The organism is Amycolatopsis solani (assembly GCF_033441515.1).
Lineage (GTDB): Bacteria > Actinomycetota > Actinomycetes > Mycobacteriales > Pseudonocardiaceae > Amycolatopsis > Amycolatopsis solani.
Map to the genome: position 1 here is coordinate 716,416 of NZ_JAWQJT010000001.1, position 20,825 is coordinate 737,240.

General features: G+C 71.9%; 22 protein-coding genes. 8 read left to right on the forward strand and 14 right to left on the reverse strand.

What is annotated here, in order from left to right:
- Positions 1-118: 118 nt before the first annotated feature.
- The 6 genes from SD460_RS03585 to SD460_RS03610 form a co-directional block, all read right to left on the reverse strand.
- Positions 119-931 (reverse strand): sugar phosphate isomerase/epimerase family protein, encoded by an 813-nt coding sequence (locus SD460_RS03585; protein WP_290054477.1) that lies wholly within the window; start codon positions 929-931, stop codon positions 119-121.
- A gap of 39 nt (positions 932-970) precedes the next feature.
- A complete protein-coding gene (locus SD460_RS03590) occupies positions 971-2,599 on the reverse strand; it encodes an Rv0497 family membrane protein (RefSeq protein ID WP_318305910.1) in 1,629 nt (542 codons plus the stop codon).
- 163 nt (positions 2,600-2,762) lie between these two features.
- On the reverse strand, positions 2,763-3,746 hold the full coding sequence (locus SD460_RS03595; RefSeq protein ID WP_290063112.1) for a Ppx/GppA family phosphatase: 984 nt from the start codon (positions 3,744-3,746) through the stop codon (positions 2,763-2,765).
- Between the two features lie 112 nt (positions 3,747-3,858).
- Positions 3,859-4,548 (reverse strand): response regulator, encoded by a 690-nt coding sequence (locus tag SD460_RS03600; RefSeq protein ID WP_091303839.1) that lies wholly within the window; start codon positions 4,546-4,548, stop codon positions 3,859-3,861.
- Complete coding sequence (locus SD460_RS03605) at positions 4,545-5,786, reverse strand: sensor histidine kinase (protein ID WP_290058008.1); 1,242 nt, start codon at positions 5,784-5,786, stop codon at positions 4,545-4,547. The genes SD460_RS03600 and SD460_RS03605 overlap by 4 nt, the downstream gene beginning before the upstream one ends.
- Before the next feature lie 146 nt (positions 5,787-5,932).
- Positions 5,933-6,799, reverse strand: a complete 867-nt coding sequence (locus SD460_RS03610; RefSeq protein WP_290058009.1) for an oxidoreductase — start codon at positions 6,797-6,799, stop codon at positions 5,933-5,935.
- Between the two features lie 66 nt (positions 6,800-6,865).
- On the opposite strand from SD460_RS03610, the gene SD460_RS03615 reads away from it, so the two are divergent.
- Positions 6,866-7,504, forward strand: coding sequence for a helix-turn-helix domain-containing protein (locus SD460_RS03615; protein ID WP_290058010.1), 639 nt, complete (start codon positions 6,866-6,868; stop codon positions 7,502-7,504).
- Positions 7,501-8,379 (forward strand): hypothetical protein, encoded by an 879-nt coding sequence (locus tag SD460_RS03620; RefSeq protein WP_290058011.1) that lies wholly within the window; start codon positions 7,501-7,503, stop codon positions 8,377-8,379. The genes SD460_RS03615 and SD460_RS03620 overlap by 4 nt, the downstream gene beginning before the upstream one ends.
- A gap of 1 nt (position 8,380) precedes the next feature.
- On the opposite strand, the gene SD460_RS03625 is transcribed toward SD460_RS03620, so the two are convergent.
- From SD460_RS03625 to SD460_RS03655, 7 genes are all read right to left on the reverse strand, one after another.
- Positions 8,381-9,130: a phosphoglyceromutase gene (locus SD460_RS03625; RefSeq protein ID WP_290058012.1), complete on the reverse strand. Its 750-nt coding sequence runs from the start codon at positions 9,128-9,130 to the stop codon at positions 8,381-8,383.
- A gap of 419 nt (positions 9,131-9,549) precedes the next feature.
- Positions 9,550-10,407: a DUF4349 domain-containing protein gene (locus tag SD460_RS03630; protein WP_290058013.1), complete on the reverse strand. Its 858-nt coding sequence runs from the start codon at positions 10,405-10,407 to the stop codon at positions 9,550-9,552.
- A gap of 70 nt (positions 10,408-10,477) precedes the next feature.
- Positions 10,478-10,990: a type III secretion system chaperone family protein gene (locus tag SD460_RS03635; RefSeq protein WP_290058014.1), complete on the reverse strand. Its 513-nt coding sequence runs from the start codon at positions 10,988-10,990 to the stop codon at positions 10,478-10,480.
- Entirely contained in the window at positions 10,987-12,291 is a 1,305-nt protein-coding gene (mshA, locus tag SD460_RS03640; RefSeq protein ID WP_318305911.1) for a D-inositol-3-phosphate glycosyltransferase, read from the reverse strand. The genes SD460_RS03635 and mshA overlap by 4 nt, the downstream gene beginning before the upstream one ends.
- A gap of 22 nt (positions 12,292-12,313) precedes the next feature.
- The gene (locus SD460_RS03645) at positions 12,314-13,129 is read right to left on the reverse strand and encodes an alpha/beta fold hydrolase (RefSeq protein WP_290058016.1); all 816 of its coding nucleotides are present in this window, start codon (positions 13,127-13,129) and stop codon (positions 12,314-12,316) included.
- Between the two features lie 3 nt (positions 13,130-13,132).
- Positions 13,133-14,308, reverse strand: coding sequence for a L,D-transpeptidase (locus tag SD460_RS03650; protein ID WP_318305912.1), 1,176 nt, complete (start codon positions 14,306-14,308; stop codon positions 13,133-13,135).
- A 162-nt stretch (positions 14,309-14,470) separates the two neighbouring features.
- A complete protein-coding gene (locus SD460_RS03655; RefSeq protein ID WP_290058018.1) occupies positions 14,471-15,526 on the reverse strand; it encodes a UDP-N-acetylmuramate dehydrogenase in 1,056 nt (351 codons plus the stop codon).
- A 24-nt stretch (positions 15,527-15,550) separates the two neighbouring features.
- On the opposite strand from SD460_RS03655, the gene SD460_RS03660 reads away from it, so the two are divergent.
- The 5 genes from SD460_RS03660 to purU all read left to right on the forward strand — a co-directional run bounded on the left by SD460_RS03660 (position 15,551) and on the right by purU (position 19,005).
- Complete coding sequence (locus tag SD460_RS03660; protein WP_290058019.1) at positions 15,551-16,057, forward strand: DUF2505 domain-containing protein; 507 nt, start codon at positions 15,551-15,553, stop codon at positions 16,055-16,057.
- Positions 16,036-16,836 carry a class I SAM-dependent methyltransferase gene (locus SD460_RS03665; RefSeq protein ID WP_318305913.1) on the forward strand — a complete coding sequence of 267 codons (801 nt, stop codon included), beginning with the start codon at positions 16,036-16,038 and terminating at the stop codon, positions 16,834-16,836. Before SD460_RS03660 ends, SD460_RS03665 begins: the two co-directional genes overlap by 22 nt.
- 63 nt (positions 16,837-16,899) lie before the next feature.
- Positions 16,900-17,601 carry a DedA family protein gene (locus SD460_RS03670; RefSeq protein ID WP_290058021.1) on the forward strand — a complete coding sequence of 234 codons (702 nt, stop codon included), beginning with the start codon at positions 16,900-16,902 and terminating at the stop codon, positions 17,599-17,601.
- On the forward strand, positions 17,498-18,115 hold the full coding sequence (locus SD460_RS03675; protein WP_290058022.1) for a maleylpyruvate isomerase family mycothiol-dependent enzyme: 618 nt from the start codon (positions 17,498-17,500) through the stop codon (positions 18,113-18,115). The genes SD460_RS03670 and SD460_RS03675 overlap by 104 nt, the downstream gene beginning before the upstream one ends.
- Positions 18,116-18,138: 23 nt before the next feature.
- A complete protein-coding gene (gene purU / locus SD460_RS03680; RefSeq protein ID WP_290058023.1) occupies positions 18,139-19,005 on the forward strand; it encodes a formyltetrahydrofolate deformylase in 867 nt (288 codons plus the stop codon).
- 63 nt (positions 19,006-19,068) lie between these two features.
- Here purU and SD460_RS03685 read toward each other — a convergent pair whose 3' ends face one another.
- Entirely contained in the window at positions 19,069-20,118 is a 1,050-nt protein-coding gene (locus tag SD460_RS03685) for an NAD(P)-dependent alcohol dehydrogenase (protein ID WP_290058024.1), read from the reverse strand.
- Positions 20,119-20,222: 104 nt separating this feature from the next.
- On the opposite strand from SD460_RS03685, the gene SD460_RS03690 reads away from it, so the two are divergent.
- Positions 20,223-20,822 carry a TetR/AcrR family transcriptional regulator gene (locus SD460_RS03690; RefSeq protein ID WP_290058025.1) on the forward strand — a complete coding sequence of 200 codons (600 nt, stop codon included), beginning with the start codon at positions 20,223-20,225 and terminating at the stop codon, positions 20,820-20,822.
- Positions 20,823-20,825 lie beyond the last annotated feature (3 nt).

Below are 20,825 nucleotides of genomic sequence, written 5' to 3' on the forward strand. Positions count from 1 at the left end.
TCGGGGAATCCGGGAAGGGGACGATCAACGCGGGCGACGGGTTCACGGTCCGAACTTTACGGGTTGTGCCCGCGGAAATGGAGTCGGGCGTAGTCGTGTCCTGTCGGAACGTGCTCGTTCATTGCCCGAGGTGGAAACGAGCGAACAAAAGTGCCTCCGCCAGATCACGCACCCGCTGGGCCGCCGTCACCGCGTGCCGGGTGTTGATCTCCAGCACGATCTGGCCGCCGAAACCGCTGCTGACCAGCTTTTCGAGGAGTTCGGCGCAAGGCTGGTCACCCCTTCCGGGTACCAGGTGTTCGTCCTTCGGGACGCCGGTGCCGTCCGCCAAGTGGACGTGCGTGAGCCCTTCACCCATCCGCTGCGCGAGGGCCAGCGCGTCCATTCCGGCTGCCGCTGTGTGGGACAGGTCGAGCGTGTAGTGCCGGAACCCGACGTCCGTGGGGTCGATCGACGGCCGGAATGCCGACACCCGGGAAGTGCGAGAACCGCCGGGCGGCCGGACCTTGAACATGTTTTCCACGCCGATTTCGATGCCGCTCGACTCTTCGAGCTCGTCGACGAGATCACCGAAGGCGTCGCCATAACGCCGCTGCCAGCGGAACGGCGGGTGCACCACCACGGTGCGGGCCCCGAGTTCGAGCGCGGCGTCGACGGACATCCGCAGCCGGACCACCGGGTCCGGCGACCAGATCCGCTGCGTGATCAGCAGCGACGGCGAGTGGATCGACAGCACGGGCACCCCGGTGCGCCGCGACCAGCGCCGCAGCGCCGAGAGGTCCTGGCTGACCGGGTCGGCCCAGACCATCACCTCGACGCCGTCGTAGCCGAGCTCGGCGGCCAGCTCGAAGGCCGAGCCGGCTTTGAGGGGCCACACCGACGCCGTGCTCAGGCCGACCGGCACCGGCTTCTCGTCTGTCACGCGCGCCATCCTGCCTGGTCACCGAACGCGCATGGGCCGAAGGGGACCTCAGCGGCCGACGAGGAGCAACGCGGCCGGTGACACCGTCACCACCAGACCGACCAGCACGGCCAGCACGGTGGTCTGCAGGTCTTCGGCGCGGCGGATCTTCCGCACGATCCAGACCAGCGCGACGACCACGAGCAACGCCGCGACCAGCGCCGCGGCCGGGATGTTCACCCAGAGCCAGTTGAAGCCGAGCCAGACGGCGGCCCCGCCGACCACGCCCATCGCCAGCTGGCCGGCCAGTGCGAGCCACGCCTTGCCGGGCGAGGCCACGACCGCGGGTTCCGGCGCGGGCTCGGGCGCGTCGTCGTACTCGTCGTCTTCGTAGCCTTCGCCCTGCTCGTAGCCGTAGTCGTCCTGCTCGAAGTCCGGGCCGCCCGCCGGGTAGCCGTCGGCGAACTCGCGTTCGTACGGCTCGAGGTCGTCCGGGATCGGCGCGCGCGAGGCGCGGTCGCCGGGTGCGAACGGCATCGGCGGCGGGTACGCGCCGGTCGGCGGGCCCGCGTCGTAGGCGGCCTGGTAGCCGCTGCTCTCCGGGGCGAACCCTTCGGGCTCGAAGTCGTCCTCGGGGTAGCCGTCGCCGGGAGCGTCGGTGGGCACCACCGGCATGACGCCGATCTCGGTGTCCTCCATCTGCTCCTTCTGGCGGCGCTTGCGCCAGTTCGCGAGGCCCGCGGGCGAAGAGGGCTCGTCGCCCTTCTTCGGCGGCGCGGGCGGCTCGTCGTCGGGCACCGCGGAGAACTGCTCGGTGTACGCCTCCTGCTGGGGCTGCGGACGGCGGCTCGGGGCCCGCCGCGGCCGGCCGGGTGCGGCGGGCGGGGTCGGGAACGTGCCGCTGGCCATCGGGCCGGGCGGGACGTCGACGTCGGCGTCCGGGGTGCCGTTGAGCCCGTCCAGCCGCGCCGACAGCGGGCCGGCGGCCGGCGGGGGCGTCGGCAGCTGCTGCGACGGCTGCGGCGGGGTGGGGAGCTGCTGGGACGGCTGCGGCGGGCCGGGCCGACGCCGGACCGGCGGGACGGCCCCGCGGGTCTCCTCGGCGGCGGGCGGGACCGGCAGCTGCTGCGACGGCGGCGGCGGAGGCGGCGGCTGGCGCCGGGGCGCGCGCGGCGGCACGGGCAGCTGCGCGGACTCCTGCGGCCGCGGCGGGGCGGGCGGCTCCGGCGGGGCCGGGCGCGAAAACTGGCCGGACTCCTGCGGCGGCCGGACGTACTGGCTCGACTCCGGCGGCGGCACCGGCCGCTGGTACTGGCCGGACTCGGCGCCGCCGGGCGCGGGCCGCGCCGGGGGCGGCGGCACCGGCCGGGGCAGCGGCTGGGAGTCCTGCGGGACCGCGCGGGGCGCGGGCGGCGGCGGTTCGGCGCGACGGCGTCCGGTGGGACGGCCGGGGGGCGGCGGGGGCGGGGTGCCCTCCGAGGCCACCCGGTCGATGATCGCCTGCGGGCCGGTGTCGCTCACGCCGGGGCGCCGGTGCGAGCCGGTCGCACCCGGTGCGGCTTCGGGCGTGCCGGGTTCGTCGTCGTCATCGGCCGCGCGCCGACGGCGGCGTCGCCCGCCGTCGACCTGGGCGCCGTGCTGGGCGAGCAGCTCGGCCACGGTCTTCTGCGGCTGGTCGCCTCCGGTCTGGTCCGTCATACCTGGCATTCCCTCGCGCGCACCGAGTCGTCACTGGCGGCACCTCGCGGGGAGGCCCCCGACGGCATTCCGGTGGCGCAGCGCGCGCTGTACACCGACCTCTGCATGTCCGTCACCTCTCCACCGTGCCCGTTCTCCGTCCGGGAAGTCCAGCCGGGTGCTTTCACCGGTCCTCCTGTGCGCCCAAGCGTCCCGCGAGGGCGGCTCCAGTCTCATCCGCGCCGGTGGAATGGTCCAGCCGCCGCAGGATGACACCCTCTCGCAGAGCCCACGGGCAAATCTCGAGTTCCGGAACACCGAGCGCCCGCATCGTGGCCTGGGCGACGAGCGCGCCCGCCACCAGCTGGTGGGATCGGCTCGAGCTGACCCCTTCGAGCTGGGCCAGATCGGCCGAGGGCATCCGCGAAATGAAGGCCAGGAGCTGGCGCAACGCGGTGTCCGTGAGCGTACGTCGCACGCGCGGGCCCGCCGCCGAGGGGGCGGCGCCGGTCAGCCGGGCGAGTGACCGGAAGGTCTTCGACGTCGCGACGACGCGGTCGGGTTCACCCCATTTGGTGACTTTCCGCGTGAGGTCGGTGAGCTGGTCGTCCAGCCACGCCGACGTCGCGACGAGTTCGGACCGCGTCGGCGGGTCGTGCTTGAAGCGGGTGCGCGTGGTGCGCCCGGCGCCCAGCGGCAGCGATTCGGCCAGCACGGGTTCTTCGTCGCGGCCCATCGCGACTTCGAGCGAGCCGCCGCCGATGTCGAGCACGAGCAGCTGCCCGGCCGACCAGCCGTACCACCGGCGGACGGCGAGGAAGGTGTGCCGCGCTTCGTCGACACCGGAGAGGACCTGCAGCTCGACGCCGGTCTTGTCGGCCACGCGAGCGAGCACCTTGGCGGAGTTCTTCGCTTCGCGGACCGCGGAAGTGGCGAAGGCCATCAGCTCTTCGCAGCCCAGCCGCGCGGCGGAGTCCTTCGCGGATTCGACGGCGGTCACCAGCTCGTCGGCCCCGGCCTTCGTGAGCTCGCCACCGGGGGTGATCTGCTCGGCCAGCCGCAGCACGGACTTCTCGGAATGCATCGGCGTCGGGTGGGCGCCACGGTGGGCGTCGACCACGAGCAGGTGGACGGTGTTGGAACCGACGTCGAGTACCCCTAGGCGCACGGGGGTCCAGCGTACCGGGCCCAGCGCCAGGTCTCGAACTTGTAACCGAAAACACTCGGTGCGGCTTCGTCCCGGCGCGCCTCCCGCCGGGACGAAGCCGTACGAATGGGATTTACGTCTCGAACTTGTAGCCCAGCCCGCGCACCGTCACCAGGTGCCGCGGCGAGCCCGGGTCCGGTTCGATCTTCGAGCGCAGCCGCTTCACGTGGACGTCGAGCGTCTTCGTGTCGCCGACGTAGTCCGCGCCCCACACCCGGTCGATCAGCTGCCCGCGGGTCAGCACGCGGCCGACGTTGCGCAGCAGGTACTCGAGCAGGTCGAACTCCTTGAGCGGGAGCGAGACCTCGGCGCCGTCGACGGTCACCACGTGCCGCTCGACGTCCATCCGCACCGGTCCGGCCGAGAGCACCAGCGGGGCCAGCTCGCCGTCCGAGCCCGGCTCGCCGCCGCGGCGCAGCACCGCGCGGACCCGCGCGATGAGCTCGCGGGCCGAGTACGGCTTGGTGACGTAGTCGTCCGCGCCGAGTTCCAGGCCGACGACCTTGTCGATCTCGCTGTCGCGCGCGGTCACCATGATCACCGGCACGGCCGAGCGCTGGCGCAGCTGCTTGCAGACGTCGGTGCCGCTCATCCCGGGCAGCATCAGGTCGAGCAGCACGATGTCGGCGCCGTTGCGGTCGAACTCCTCCAGCGCGGCCTGGCCGGTGCCGGCCACGGCCGCGGTGAACCCTTCCTTGCGCAACAGGAAGGCGAGGGGGTCGGCGAACGACTCCTCGTCCTCGACGATGAGAACCCTGGTCACAGGTTTCCTCCATGATCTGGGCTGTCCTGCCCGGTAACCACGAGCCTCTGGGTGCGCTCGGGGGTCTTCTCCTGCCGCGGTGCCGGCGAGGTCTTGGCGGCCCTGGCCGGCTCCGGCGCCGGCTCGGGGCGGACGTGCGCGGGGATGCGCAGGGTGAACGTCGAGCCGGTGCCCGGGCGGCTCCACAGCCCGACCGAGCCGCCGTGGTTGGCCGCGACGTGCTTGACGATCGCCAGGCCCAGCCCGGTGCCGCCGGTGGCGCGCGAGCGGGCCTTGTCGGCCCGGTAGAAGCGCTCGAACACGCGCTGCTGCTCGTCCTCGGCGATGCCGATCCCGCGGTCGGTGACGGCGATTTCGACCATCCCGTCGGCCAGCCGCCTGCTGATCGAGACCGGGCTGCCGGCCGGCGAGTACGCGACGGCGTTCTCCAGCAGGTTCGACAGCGCGGTGACCAGCAGCGTCCGGTCGCCCTCGATGAGCAGGGAGCTGGGGCTGTCGGTGGTGATCCGGATGTCGGCCGACTCCGCCGAGAGCGTGGTGCGGCCGAGCGCCTCGCGGACGACCGCGTCGACCTCGACGACGTTCAGGTCGGGCAGCCGCTCGGCGCCCTGCAGCCGGGACAGCGCGATCAGCTCGGTGACGAGCTGGCCGAGCCGGGTGGACTCGCGCAGGATCTTGCCGCCGAAGCGGCGGACCTCTTCGACGTCCTCGGCGGCGTCCAGCACGGCCTCGGTGAGCAGCGCGATCGCGCCGACCGGGGTCTTGAGCTCGTGGCTGACGTTGGCGACGAAGTCGCGGCGCACGGCCTCCAGGCGGATGGCCTCGGAGTGGTCGACGGCCTCGACGACGGTGAAGCCGTCGCCGAGCGGCCGGACCTGGCCGAGCACCGCTTCCGGCTGGCGGCCGCGTGCTTCGAGCGGCGAAAGGTCGATCTCCATCGGCTCGTCGGTCTCGACGACCTGCTCGGCGGCCTTGCGGGCCCGCGGATCGGCCTGGTTGACCTTGACGAGACCCAGCTCGTAGGCGCGCGGGTTGTGCAGCACCATGTCGCCGAAGCGGTTGAGCACGACGATGCCGTTGGCCGAGGAGCGGACCAGCCGTTCGAGGAGTTCCGCGACGGTCGGGCCCGGCGGCCGGGCTTCCTCGCGCCGGGTGCGGGCCCGGGCGAGGAAGTAGCCGACCACCGCACCGGCCACCAGTGCGCCGATGGCCAGTGCGAGTGAAACAGGCGTGGTCACGGGCCGATCGTAAGCTGCGAAGTGGCCCTTCGGCCTAGCGTTGTCCGCCTTGTCGTGAGCACCGCGACACCTGCGGAGGACATGTTCGCCGGGGCTTCAGGTGGCGTTCACCCGATCGATTCCGCGGCGAGACATTCCGGGTGAATTCACCCTTTCGAGTCGAGCGTCGCCAAATCGGCTTCGGTGAGCTCCAGCGCCGCCGCGGCGACGTTCTGCTCGAGGTGCGCGAGGTCACCGGTACCGGGGATCGCGAGCACGTGCGGGCCCTGGTGCAGGGTCCACGCGAGCCGCACCTGCGCCGGGGTGGCGTCGTGGCGGCGCGCGACTTCGGCGACCCGGGCGTCCTCCCCCTGCCCGCTGGCGACGGCGAAGAACGGCACGAAGGCGATCCCGCGCTCGGCGCACATCCGGACGATTTCGTCGTCCTCCCGGCGGGCGGTGAGGCCGTACTGGTTCTGGACGCAGACGACCGGCGCGATCTCGAGCGCCTCGGTGAGGTGTTCCGGGCCGACGTTGGAGATGCCCAGCTCGCGGATGAGGCCTTCCTCGCGCAGTTCGGCGAGCGCGCCGAAACCGTCGGCGAGCGAGCCTTCCCCGCGGTCGAGCGCCTGGCCGATCCGGTAGTTGGCGACGTCGAGGTGGTCCAGGCCGAGCTGGCGCAGGTTCTCCTCGACCTGGGCGCGCAGCTGGTCCGGCCGGGCGGTGTAGAACGCGCCGGTGAAGTCGCGGCCCGGGCCGACCTTGGTGGTGATCGTCAGGTCGTCGTAGGGCGCCAGCGCGGTGTTGATCAGCTCGTTCGCCGAGCGCGGGCCGTCGAAGTAGAAGACGGCGGTGTCGATGTGGTTCACGCCGAGCTCGACGGCGCGGCGGAGCACGGCGATCGACGTCTCGCGAGCGCGGATGCCGCCGTCCGAAGTGGACATCAGGCGCATCGCGCCGAAACCGAGCCGGTTGACTTCGAAGGAGCCGAGCTTCCAGGTACCCGCCGCGGCGGCGGGAGTGTTCGTGGTCATGGCTCCAGCCTTCCGATCCGGTTCGCGGGGCGCCGGTTTTGGCATTTAGCTGCCAAACTGGAATGCGTGGAGAGAGTCAGTGACGTCGTCGTGGTGCGGGGCGAAGCCGAGCTGTTCGAGCGGACGAAGCACCTCTTCGCGACCGCGACCGAAGTCTCGTGCGCGGCCCGCGACCTGCACACGTGGTCGGTGGCGCACCCGACGCCGGCTGCCCGCGAGCAGGCCGCGCGGGCGACGAACGTGCGCAAGATGTACCTGCCCGGCGTGCTGTTCGACCCGGCGCTGGCCGACCACCTGCGGTTCATGGCCACGCACGGCGCCCGCATCCGGATCACCGAGCGCGAGGTCAACGAGACGATCCTGCTCGACCGCCGGATCGCGATCGTGGCCGGCGACGAGGTCGGCGGCGTCCGCGGCTACACCGTCGTCAGCAACCCGGGCCTGGTCCAGGGCATCCAGTCGCTGTTCGAGGCGGCCTGGGCCGGCGCCACCGACCTCGAGTCCTACCAGGCCCGGTTCACCGAGCTGGGCGCGCGCGAGATCCTCGAGCAGCTGGCGTCCGGCTGCAAGGACGAGACGGCGGCCCGCGCCCTCGGCGTCGGCCTGCGCACCTACCGGCGCCGGGTGGCGGAGCTGATGGACATCCTCGGCGCGTCGTCCCGGTTCCAGGCCGGGGCGCGGGCCCGCGAGGCCGGGCTGCTGTGAGGCGAGCGCTGCTGGCGCTGGTCCTGACGACGTCGGCGTGCTCCTCGGCCGTCTCCGGGACGGCGCAGCCGCTGACGGGCAACCTCGCGGTCGTCAACGCGCCCGGCACGGCCGCCGCGCTCGCCGCCGTGAAGACCGCGGCCGAGGCGGTGTTCAGCTACGACTCGGCGAACCCGGCGGCGTTCGACCAGGCCGTGGCTGCGAACGTCACCGGCACCGCGAAGGCTCAGCTCACGGCGTTGTTCGAGCAGGTCAGGAAGAGTGCGCAGCCGGTGCGCCTGACCACCACCGTGGCGCGAGCGGCGGCGCTGGAGCTGACCGGCGGGAAGGTCCGCGAACTGGCGGTGCTGTCGCAGGTCAACGGCACGTCGAAGGGCCTGGCGACGGCCGCGTTCACCGCGCTCGAGGAGGGCGGGCACTGGCGGCTGTCGGACATCGCGGTGAACCCCGCGCAGCCGTCCCCCGCCCCGCACCCGGACGACGGCAGCCTTCCCGGCCTGCGCGATTCGGCGCTGGCCGGTGCCCGGACGGTCGCGGGCGCGTTGTTCACGACCGACAGCGGCGACCCGGACGGTTCGTACACGCGCGCCGAGGCGGCCGCGGCCGAGCCGTTGCTGAGCGACTACCGCGCGAAGAAGGCCACCTACGTCGAGGCGATCCGCAAGAGCGGCACAAAGGTGGCCTTGGGCCCGAACCCGATGGCCGCGGTGGTCACCCTCACCGGCGGCGGCGCGACCGTCCTGTTCACGACGATCTTGCAGGTCACCGCCGCCACGGGCCCGACCACCAGCAAGCCCTTCACGGCCGAGTTCGACGTCGTCCGTGAAGGGGCGAGCTGGAAGGCGACCGCCGTCCGGCCGGTCACCGCGGCGTGAGTCAGCGGCCCTGGTTGGCGACCGCGGCGGCGGCTTCCTTGGCGGCCTCGGGGTCGAGGTACTCGCCGCCCGGCTTCAGGGGCTTGAGGTCGTCGCTGAGGTCGTAGCGCAGCGGGATGCCGGTCGGGATGTTGAGGCCGGCGATGTCCGCGTCGGAGATCCCGTCGAGGTGCTTGACGAGCGCGCGCAGCGAGTTGCCGTGCGCGGCGACCAGCACGGTCTTGCCCGCACGCAGGTCCGGCACGATCGCGGACTCCCAGTACGGCAGCAGCCGCTCGACGACGTCCTTGAGGCACTCGGTCAGCGGCGCGGCGTCACCGAGGTCCGCGTAGCGGGGGTCGCCGGCCTGGCTCCACCGGTCGTCCGGGTCGATCGGGGGCGGCGGGGTGTCGTAGGAGCGGCGCCAGAGCATGAACTGCTCCTCGCCGAACTCCTCGAGGGTCTGCTTCTTGTCCTTGCCCTGCAGCGCGCCGTAGTGGCGCTCGTTGAGCCGCCAGTCGCGCTTCACCGGGATCCAGTGCCGGTCGGCGGCGTCCAGCGCGATGTTCGCGGTGGAGATCGCGCGGCGCAGCAGCGAGGTGTGCACCACGTCCGGCAGCAGGCCGGCGTCGGCCAGCAGCTGACCGCCCTGGCGGGCTTCGCCTTCACCCTGCTCCGACAGCGGCACGTCCACCCAGCCGGTGAACAGGTTTTCCGCGTTCCACGTGCTCTGCCCGTGGCGGAGCAGCACCAACGTCCCGAGTTCAGCCATGGTGCCAGCCTGCCAGAACCGGTCCGTGAATCCACCAGTGACCTCGACCTACGCAGAGTGCGTTACCCCCGGGTAACACCTCACTCTTCGACAAGTCCGAGCGCCAACAACGCGCAAATTCCGGGCTACAAACTGCACACCGTTATCGCTCACCGGTAAATTCACTCGAACGGACTAGTGAGTAGTCTTGTGATTACAGGTCGAGATCTGACAGGTTGACTACGTCCCGAGCGGCCGGATTCCACGCACTCCCCGGCCGGTTTCGGGCTTTGACCGCGGCTCGTCTCCCCCCTGCCGAGCCGCGGCCCGCCGGCCCCGTTGGCACCCCCCTCGTCACCGGGTCCTGATCGGCGGGAACTTCAGCGGGGCGGCTCGAGATCGCGACTCCCCCCTCCCTCGAGCCGTCCCGCCTGCCCGCTTCACCCCTCGGTCGGCTCCGGCCGGGCCGCGCGGCGACGCCGGTTCAGCCACCAGCCCGCCCAGGCCAGCGGTCCCACGATCAGCAGGAACGGCGCGATCGCGCCCAGCACCGTGAGCAGCCCGCCGCCGAACGTCAAGAACGCGTCCCAGCCGCCGGCCAGCCCGCCCAGGAAGCCGCTGCGGTCCTCCGACGGCGGCGGGGGCGCCGCCACGCTGCGGATGCTCATCGCCACCGTCGCCATCGCGACGCTGCCCGCCAGCGAATTCCGCTGCTGCTCCAGCGATTCCAGCGCCGACTCGCGGCTGGTCAGCTCGCTTTCGACCGACGCGATCTCCGACACCGAAGTCGCCCGCGCGAGCAGCGCGCGGATCCGCTCCACCGACGCCCGCTGCGTCTGCAGCCGCGCGTCGACGTCGACGACCTGCTCGGTCACGTCCTGCGTGTTCAGCTCGCGCTTCACCAGGGTCGTGCCCAGGTGCGAGAGCTGGTCGAGCGCGCCGTCGAGCTTGTCGGCCGGCACCGCGAGGCTGAGCGTCGCGTACTCCTCGCCCGTGCTCTCCTGCCCGGTGTAGCCGCCCGCGCCCTGCGCGATCCCGCGGGCCTGCGCGACGACGTCGACGACCTTGGTCGCGGTCAGCTCCAGCCGCGCGCTGCGGGACAGCTTCCGGTCGGTGGCGCCCGCCTGGGGCGGTGTCACCTTCGAGTCCGCTTTGCCGCTCGTCCCCTGCTTGGGGACGGCGGGCGCGACCCCGGCACTGTCCGCCGTGGACGATGCCCCGTTCTCCGAAGCCGAGCAGCCGGCCAGCGCGAAGGCCACGGCGGCCGCCGCGAGCCCCGCTCTCCATCGAGTCCGCATCCTGGTTCTCCCTCCAGTTTCGACTGGCGGTGAGACGGATGTCCGGTTCAGGGCCGTTGCACGGCCCGGGTCACGACTCGGTCAAGCCCGGCTCGTGCGGCGCCGCGGGCGCGACGAGGTGCTTGAACGCCTGGAGGTTGGCGAGTGACTCGCCGCGGGAGACGCGCCAGTCCCACTCGCGCTTGATCGACGTCGCGAAGCCGATCTCCAGCAGCGTGTTGAAGTCGCCGTCGGCGGCTTCGAGGACCTGGCCGAGCACCTTGTCGAGCTCGTCGGCGGACATCGTCTCCTTGCCGAACCGGCCGACCAGGTAGATGTCCCCGAGACTGTCCACTGTGTAGTGCACGCCGTACAGCTTCGCGTTGCGCTGCAACAGGAACCGGTAAACGTCCTCATGGGACTCGTCGGGACGGCGGCAGACGAAGGCCTCCACCGAAAACGCGTGGTCGCCGTCGACCAGCCACGCGTTCGTCTGCAGCTTCTTCGTGCCCGGCAGGGTGACGAAGTACTTGCCGGGACCGCGTTTGTCGTACTTCAGCTCGGCGGAGTCCAAAGTAGACTGGATCAGCTGGTCCAAGCTCACACCGCCACCTCCGCGCGCAGTTCCAGCGCCTGCCGGAAGGCGCTCGTGGCCTGAGCATAGATGTCGAGCAGCGCGTCGGTCGTGCGGCGCCAGGAGAACCGCCGCGCGTGCACGATGGCGTTGGCGCCCAGTTCGGCGCGCCGGTCCGGGCGCAGCGCGACCGCGGCCAGCGCGTCCGCCCACTCGTCCGCGCCGTGGCCCGGCACCAGCAGGCCGGACACGCCGTGCGGCACCGCCACCGGCAGCCCGCCGACCTCGGCGGCGACCACCGGCGTCCCGCAGGCCTGCGCTTCCAGCGCGACCAGGCCGAACGACTCGTTGTAGCTGGGCACCGCGACGACGTCGGCGGCGCGGAAGACCCGGGCGAGGCGTTCGCCCGGCTGCGGCGGCAGGAACCGCACCTGCGCCTCGATGCCGAGTGAAACCGCCAGCTCGCGCAGCGCCTGCGGCTGCTCCAGCCCGGTCCCGGACGGCCCGCCGACGACGAGCACGACCAGCCGCGAAGCCAGCTCGGGCCGGCGCCGCAGCATCGCGGCCGCGGCGTGCAGGAGCACGTCCGGCGCCTTCAGCGGCTGGATGCGGCCGGCGAAGGCGAGCACGACGTCGTCGTCGGCCAGGCCGAGCGCGTCGCGCGCCGCGTGCCGGGACCCCGGCGTGAAGCGTTCGAGGTCGACGCCCGGCGGCACGGCGTGCACCGCGTGCGGCTCGGCGTCGTAGAGGTCGATGAGCTGGCGCGCCTCGACCGCGGTGTTGGCGACCAGCCGGTCGGCCTCGGCGACCACCTGCTCCTCGCCGATCACGCGGGTGCGCGGCTCGGGCTTGTCGCCCTCGGCGAGCGCGGCGTTCTTCACCTTCGCCAGTGTGTGGGCGGTGTGCACCAGCGGCACGGACCAGCGGTCGCGGGCGAGCCAGCCGACCTGGCCGGAGAGCCAGTAGTGCGAGTGGATGAGGTCGTAGTGCCCCGGCTCGTGGAAGGCCTCGGTGCGCAGCACGCCGGAGGTGAACGCGCACAGCTGCGCGGGCAGCTCGTCGCGGCTCAGCGGCTCGAACGGCCCGGCCTGGACGTGCCGCACCGTCACCCCGGGCGCCAGGTCGGCGACCGGCGGCTGGTCGGACGCGGTCGCGCGTGTGAAGACCTCGACCTCGACGCCGCGGCGGGCCATCTCGGTGGCGGTCTGGCTGACGTAGACGTTCATCCCGCCGGCGTCGCCGGTACCCGGCTGCTCGAGCGGCGAGGTGTGCACGGAGAACACCGCTATCCGGCGCGGCGCAGCCCGAAACCTCGGGTTGGAGCTGGTCACCTGGTCACGTCCCCTGCGTACTTCAGCATTCCTCGGCGAATTGCCGCAGTACCGCGTCGAACTCGGCCGCGGACTCGGCGAAGGGCGCATGCCCCCCGTCAGCGAACCAACGCCCGACGGCACCCGGAATCTTCCCGAGTGCGTGTTCGGCTACCGAGGGTTCGATCACGCGGTCGGCCGTTCCGTGCGCGACCAGAGCCGGTTTGTCCACCGTGACCAGCACTTCTTCGCTGCCGATGTCGCGGCGGAAGAGCGCCGAACGAATTGCGGGCGGCACGCTGAGAGACGCACCGAGCATGGCCTGCGCCAGCGCGCCGGGCACCGGCCCGGCGGCCATCCCGCGGCAGAACTCGGTGAGCGCCGGGACCGCGATGTCCGGATCGTCCGAAAGCATCGCCCGCATGTGGTCGCGCATCAGCGGTCCGACACGTCCGCCTGGCCGGTCGCGGCCGATCTCGGTGATGGCGCCGACGAGCACGATGCCGCCCAGCCGTGCGGTGCCGTGCACGCGGATGTGGTCCGCCAGCACCAGCCCGCCGTACGACCAGCCGACGACGATCGCGTCCGGCCCGGCGAAGTCGAGCACCGCGGCGAGATCGTCGGCCCAGGCGCGCGGGTCGTCGTAGCCCGACAGCGGGACGTCGGAGGCACCGTGGCCGCGCAGGTCCACCGCGACCAGCCGGAAGCGCTCGGTCAGTTCGGGATCGGCCAGCTGGGCCGCCCAGCAGCCCGCCGACTGCGCCCAGCCGTGCACGAACACGATGGGCCTGCTGTTCTCGGCGCCCTCGACCCGCAGGCCGAGGCGGACCCCGCCGTGCCCGACGACTTCGGTGCGCACGGGTTACTTCGCACCCAGCCCTTGCCAGGCCGCCCAGCTGTAGTTCCAGTCCTTGACGTCGGAGTTCATCGGCGGGCCCAGCTTCGAGCCGGTGATCTCGACCGGGTCGCCGACCAGCGCCGAGTCGAAGTAGTCCTTGGCGTCGGCTTCCAGCAGGTTGACGCAGCCGTGGGAGTTGTTAGTCTTCCCGATGTTGGCCGCGTTGTCCTGGTTCTCGTGGATGAACTCGCCGTGGTTGGAGAACCGGCAGGCCCACTTCTTGTTGACGTTCGTGTAGCCGTAGCGCGCGTTGTCGAAGATCGCCGACGGCTCCTTGCTCATCACGATGTAGGTGCCGTTGGGGGTGTTGCGGTCGACCTCGCCGTCCAGGCCGTTCGCGCACGGGTAGCTCTTGACCTGCGAGCCGCCGCGGTAGACGTGCATCTGGTGCTCGGGCGTGCTGATCTTGACGACCTGGTTGCGGCCGATCTTGAACTTCGTGGTGACGTCGGCCTTGCCGTACGCGCCGCCGCCGAGTTCGACGCCGTAGAGCTTCGCCTCGACGTTCACGGTGATGTTCTGCGGCCAGTACTCCTTCGGCCGGTAGTCGACCTGGCTGTCGGACAGCCAGCCCCAGGCGCCTTCGACGTCCTTGTCCGTCTTCACGGACAGGGCCTTCTCGACGGCCTTGCGGTCCTTGACCGGCGACGCGAACTTGACGCTGATCGGCATGGCCACGCCGACTGTCTGGTTGTCCGCCGGGTTGAGCGTGGCGCGGACCTGCTTGGCCGGGTTGATCGTGGTGAACGTGCCGGTGAACTCGGCCGGCTTGCCGTCGCTGCCGGTGGCCTTGGCCGTGTAGGTGTAGGTCTTGCCGTAGCCGAGCGGCTCGGAGCTGGTCCAGGTGAGCCCGTCGGGCGCGGTGTCGCCCTTGACGGCCTTGCCGCCGTCCGTGGTCACCTTGCACTCGGTGAGCTTGCCGTCGGCGACCTTGATCACGACGGGCTTCAGAACCGAGACGTCCTTGGCGTCGGCGGCGGGCTCCGCCGTGATCTTCGCCACGGGCTGGGCGCTCTCGCCGTCGGCGCCCGCCGCCCCGGTGGGCAGCGCGGTGCCGTCGTTCGTGCTCGAACAAGCCGCGGCGACCAGTGCGGCCCCCGCCGCCAGTGCGGCCTTGAAGACCGTGCGCCGTTCGATCACCGAAACCTCCCGTGTTTCCCCCGCAAAACCAGCGGGGTCCAAGCCCTTAGCGCTGGTAGCCCGTCCGACGTTACCCGTCGAAAGGTAAAGACCATCCGATCAGGTGGCCACGCCCTATGTCGACAAAGACGTCCTGAACACGTACAGGTTGCCCGGTTCGGCTCAAATGCCGCAGTTGATCAAGAGTGGTTCCGGGTGCAGCGTGACGCCGAAGCGCTGGTGCACGCCGTCGCGCACCTCCCTGGCCAGCGACAGCAGGTCTTCGGTGGTCGCGCCGCCGCGGTTGGTCAGCGCGAGCGTGTGCTTCGTCGACAGGGAGACGCGGTTCCCCGGCCCGGGGTACCCCTTGGCGAAGCCCGCGCGCTCGATCAGCCAGGCCGCCGACAGCTTGGTGCCGCCGTCGGCCGGGTACTGCGGCGCTTCCGAGCCGACCGCCGCCGAGATCCGCGCGAGGACCGCTTCCGCCTCGGTGTCCGGGACGATCGGGTTGGTGAAGAACGAGCCCGCGCTCCACGTGTCGTGGTCGGCCGGGTCGAGCACCATGCCCTTGCCGCGGCGCAGGCCGAGCACGGCCTCCCGCGCTTCGGCGGCCGGAACGCGCGAGCCGGTCTCGACGCCGAGGGTGCGCGCAAGCTCGGCGTAGCGGATGGGCGCGGACAGGCCGTCTTCGCGGACCTCGAAGCGGACCGAAAGGACGACGCCGGTGTCGGTGCCCTTGAGGACGCTGGTGCGGTAGGCGAAGCCGAGTTCGTCCGCCTTGAGCGTGCGCACTTCGCGCGTCACGCGGTCGTAGAGGTCGAGGCTGACCAGGGACTCCGCGACCTCGCAGCCGTACGCGCCGACGTTCTGGATCGGTGTCGCGCCGACGCTGCCCGGGATGCCCGAGAGGCATTCGAGCCCACCCAGCCCGGCCTCGACCAGCCCGGCGACGAAGGCGTCCCAGTTCTGGCCGGCCTGGACCTCGACGACGTCCCCGTCCCGGTGCCAGCCGGTGTTCGCCACCTCGACGAGCGTGCCGTCGAACCCCGCGTCGGCGACCACCAGGTTGGAGCCACCGCCGAGCAGCAGCACCGGCTCGGCCGCCGCGTCGGCGTCGCGGACGGCCTCGACGAGGTCTTCGCTGGTCACGGCGCTGACGAACCGGCGGGCGGGGCCGCCGAGGCGCAGCGTGGTGTACGCCGAGAGCTGCGGGAGCGCGGGAGTCGGGGCGGTGTTCACCCGTCTGACGGTACTGTCCGGCTCATGGGATCCCGGATCGAGCACCGTGCTGAGTTCGCCGCCGACGTCGCCGCCGTGTACGCCGCGGTGTCCGGCGAGGACGCGCTGCGGGCCCGGCTGGCGGAGCTCGGCGGGCACGACGCCGAGCTGCTGTCGTACGAGCTTTCCGAGGCGAACCTGCGGTACGAGCTGCGGCAGGGCATCAGCGCGGACAAGCTGCCGTCGGCGGTGCGGACGCTGCACAAGGGCGACCTGATGGTGACCCGCACGCAGACCTGGCGCGTGAGCAACGACGGCACGGGCCACCAGGGCCAGGCGTCGGTCGAGGTCGGCGGGGTCCCCGGCGAGATCGTCGCGCGGACGGCGGTGCTGGCCAACGGCGCCAAGACCGTGCTGCGGACGAGCGGCGAGGTGACGGTCCGGATCCCGCTGTTCGGCGGGAAGCTGGAGAGCGTGATCGCCGAGCAGGTCACGAAACTGCTGGAGCGCGAAGCCGAATTCACCGCGAAGTGGCTGGCCGAGGCCGCCTGAGCCCGGTCGGCGCGCCGACCCGCGGCACGACCAACCCGAACCGCCTGCGCCGGGTCGACCGGTGGATCGCCACCGCGCCGACGACGTCCCGGCTGCTGCGCGCGGCCGACGCGCCGCTGGTCGTCGACCTCGGCTACGGCGCGTCCCCGGTGACGACGGTCGAGCTGGCCCGCTGGCTGCGGCGGGTCCGGCCGGACGTCCGGGTGCTGGGACTGGAGCTGGACCCCGCTCGCGTGGCCGCTGCCTTGCCCGCGGCGTCGCCGCCCTCGCTGGACTTCCGCCGCGGCGGCTTCGAGCTGGCCGGCACGCGGCCGGTCCTGGTGCGGGCGTTCAACGTGCTGCGGCAGTACGCGGAGGACGAGGTCGCGGGCGCGTGGGGCCTGGTGCTGGCCTCGATGGCCCCGGGCGGCCTGCTGGTCGAAGGCACGTGCGACGAGATCGGGCGGCTCTCGACGTGGGTGCTGGTGTCCGCCGCCGGCCCGGTGTCCTTGACGCTGTCGATGCGGCTGGCGGGCCTGGACCGGCCGGCCACGATCGCCGAGCGGCTGCCGAAGGCGCTGATCCACCGGAACGTGCCGGGCGAGCGGGTCCACGCGCTGCTGTCGGCGCTGGACACCTGCTGGGCCACGGCGGCCCCGCACCAGGCGTTCGGCGCCCGCTCCCGCTGGCTGGAGACGGTCCGGCTGCTGGCCGCCCGCGGCTGGCCGGTGCTCGGCCCGCCGTCCCGCATCCGCCTGGGCGAGCTGACGGTCCCCTGGGCTTCGGTCGCGCCCGCCTGAACGTTCATCACCCGCACCCCACTGCGTCACCCTGAAGTGACCTGCGGTGATCACCATTGAGCCGTGGAACTCCTGGGGCAGGTCACCGAGCTGCTGCGCGGCGCGCTCGGCTCGCCGTGGCTGTGGGTGGTCGTCTTCGCCGTGTCCGGGTTGGACGCGCTGCTGCCGTTCATGCCCAGCGAGACGGCGGTCGTCACCGTCGCGGTCCTGCTCGGGCCGGATCCCGCGCAGCTGACCCTGCTCGCCGCCGTCGCGGCCGGGGGCGCGTGGGCCGGTGACTGCCTCGGGTACGCCGTCGGGCGGGCCGCCGGGCCGCGGGCGATCGAGCGGCTGCAACGCGGACCCGAAGGCCAGCGCCGGTACGCCTGGGCGCGGGACCAGGTGCGGCGCCACGGCGGGCTGCTCATCATCGCCGCGCGCTACCTGCCCGGCGGGCGCGTCGCCAGCTCGCTCGCGAACGGCAGCCTGGGGTACCCGCTGCCGAGGTTCGCCGCGCTCGACCTCGCCGGCGCGGCGATCTGGGCGGTGTACAGCACGCTGATCGGCCTGGCCGGCGGCGCCGCCTTCGCCGACGAGCCGGGCAAGGGACTGCTGCTGTCCTTCAGCCTCGGCCTGGGTCTGGTCTTCGCCATCGAAGCGGGAAGGCGGCTACGGTCGGCCCATGCTCGAAGCGATCGACGTCCACGCCGACGCGCTGAAGCGGGCGGCGCTGAAAGCCGGCCCGGCGGCGCCGGTGCCGAACTGTCCGAAGTGGACTGTCCATGACCTGGTGACGCACATCGCGCTGGTGCACTGCTTCGCGATCGGCCTGGCCGTGAACCGGCCCACCGAACCGGCACCCCCGCCGGAGTGGGACGACGTGCTCGGGTGGTGGGACGGCCAGCGCCTGGCCCTGCGCGAAGCCCTCGCACAAGACCCGGGAACCCCGGCCTACTCGCCGTACCCCGGCTTCGCCGTGACGGTCGGCGACTGGACCCGCCGGATGGCCCACGAGACGGCGATCCACCGCCTCGACGCGGAATCGGCACTCGACGACGTCCCGCCGACGCGCTTCTCCCCCGAGTTCGCGAACGACGGCATCGACGAGTTCCTCGTCTACCTGACCCCGCGCCTGGGCCGGAAGGCCGACGTCCGCGTCACGACGCCGGAGCGCACGTGGGCCATCGGCGAGCCCCTCGCCGAAGTCGACGGCCCCGCCGACGACGTCTACCGCGCGCTCTGGGGCCGGCCGCACCGCGCGTCCGTCACGGGCGACCTCGCACCCGTCGAGGCCCCCTGACCAGCACGGGGGAGAATGCCGACGTGACCGCTCCCGAACGCCGCTACGTCATCACCTTCGGCTGCCCCGACCGCACCGGCATCATCGCCCGGATCTCCGGGTTCCTCGCCGAGCACGGCGGCTGGATCGTCGAAGCGGCCTACCACACCGACCCGGACACCGGCTGGTTCTTCACCCGCCAGGTCGTCCGGGCCGACTCGCTGCCGTTCGACGCCGCCGGGCTGCGCGCCCGCTTCGGCGAGGTGGCCGCGGACCTGTCCGCGGAGTCGAGCTGGCAGGTCAGCGACACCGGCGAGCGGCGCCGCGCGGTGGTTCTGGTCTCGAAGGCCGGGCACTGCCTGTACGACCTGCTCGGCCGCGTCGCGTCCGGCGAGCTCGACGTCGACATCGCCGCGGTGATCGGCAACCACGAGTCGCTCGCCGACATCACCCGCGCGCACGGCATCCCGTTCCACCACGTGCCGTTCCCGGCCGGTGGCAAGGAAGCCGCGTTCGAGCGGGTGCGGAAGCTGGTCGACGAGCACGACCCGCACGCCGTGGTGCTGGCCCGGTTCATGCAGATCCTGCCCGCCGACCTGTGCCGCGACTGGGCGGGCCGCGCGATCAACATCCACCACAGCTTCCTGCCGTCGTTCATCGGCGCGAAGCCGTACCACCAGGCGCACACCCGCGGGGTGAAGCTGGTCGGCGCGACCTGCCACTACGTGACGGCGGACCTCGACGCGGGCCCGATCATCGACCAGGACGTCATCCGCGTCGACCACGGCGACTCGGTCGAGGACATGGTCCGCAAGGGCCGCGACATCGAGAAGGTCACGCTGGCGCGCGGCCTGCGCTGGCACCTGGAGAACCGGGTCCTGGTGCACGGCAACCGCACCGTGGTCTTCTGACGCGGCCGGTCGTGAGTGTTTAGTCGGGTTCTAACCCGACTAAACACTCACGAGCCGGGGAGCTCAGGCGCCGATGGTCGAGGCGTCGATGACGAAGCGGTAGCGCACGTCGGAGTTCTCCACGCGCTCGTAGGCCTCGTTGACCTTGTCGGCCGAGATCGTCTCGATCTCCGCGCCGATGCCGTGCTCCGCGCAGAAGTCCAGCATCTCCTGGGTCTCGGCGATGCCGCCGATCATCGAGCCCGCCAGCACCTTGTTGCCGCCGAGCAGCGAGAAAGCGTTGTACGACAGCGGTTCGCCGGGCGCGCCGACGTTCACCATCGCGCCGCCGACCTTGAGCAGGCCCAGGTAGGCGTCGATCGGCAGCTTGGCCGACACGGTGTTGAGGATGACGTCGAACTTGCCGCGCAGCACGTCGAACGTCGACTCGTCACTGGTCGCGTAGTACTCCGAAGCGCCGAGCTTGAGGCCGTCCTCCTGCTTCTTGAGGCTCTGGCTCAACACGGTCACCTCGGCGCCCATCGCGGCGGCGATCTTGACGCCCATGTGCCCGAGCCCGCCGAGGCCGATCACGGCGACCTTCTTGCCCGGCCCGGCGCCCCAGTGGTGCAGCGGCGAGTAGGTGGTGATGCCCGCGCACAGCAGCGGCGCGGCGATGTCGAGGCTGATGCCCTCGGGGATGCGGCAGACGAAGGCGTCCTTCACGACGATCTGGTTGCTGTAGCCGCCGTAGGTGTTCTCGCCGTCGAAGCCGACGCCGTTGTAGGTCTGGACGTTGCCCTTGACGCAGAACTGCTCGGTGCCGGCCAGGCAGTATTCGCACTCGCCGCAGGAGTCGACCATGCAGCCGACGCCGACGCGGTCGCCGACCTGGTACTTCGTGACGTCCGAGCCGACCGCGGCGACGACGCCGGCGATCTCGTGGCCCGGGACCATCGGGAAGATCGCCTGGCCCCAGTCCTCCTTGGCCTGGTGGATGTCGCTGTGGCAGATACCCGCGTAGGCGATGTCGATCAGGACGTCGTTCGCGCGCAGGTCGCGGCGCTCGATCGTGGCCGGCGCCAGCGGCGCGCCGGGTGCCGGAGCGGCGATGGCGTTGGTGGTCGTGCTCATGGAACCCTCCGTGTTCAAGTACCGTTGGACCCTGTAAGAGGCCTCTTACATGTTCTACGTAAGAGGGGTCTTACATATTTCGGACGAGAGATGTGATCCAGGTCATGGGCGGCAAGTACCACCACGGCGATCTCCGCGGCGAGCTCGTGCGCGTGTCACTGGACCTCATCGCGGAGCAGGGCCTCGCCGGCTTCTCCGTGGCGGAGGTCGCACGCCGGGCGAAGGTCAGCCCCGGCGCGCCTTACCGGCACTTCGCCGACCGCGAAAGCCTGCTCGCGGAGGTGGCCTGCACCATCGCCTGCCAGCTCGCCGAGCGCGTCGCCGCGGCGGCGAGCGAGCACGAAGACCCGGTGGACGCACTGGCCGCGGCCGCCGGCGCCTACACCCGCTACCTGATCGAGCGGCGGGCCGGGATGAACATCCTCTACGCCGACGGCCTGCACGGCCCCGAGCAAACCCCGCTGCACGAACAGACCCGACGGCTGACCGACGAGTTCCTGCTGCGCTGCCTGGCCGTCGCCCCGGACCCGGCGACGGCGCTGGAGCTGATGGAGCAGCTGTTCACCCAGGCGCACGGCTACGGCACGTTCCAGCTCGACGGCGTCTTCGTGAAGCACGGCTACTCGGTCGACCTGGTCGTGAAGAAGTCCACCGAAGCCGCGCGGATCGCGATCGCGGGCCGGACTGTCGGTGGCACGCGCTAGCTT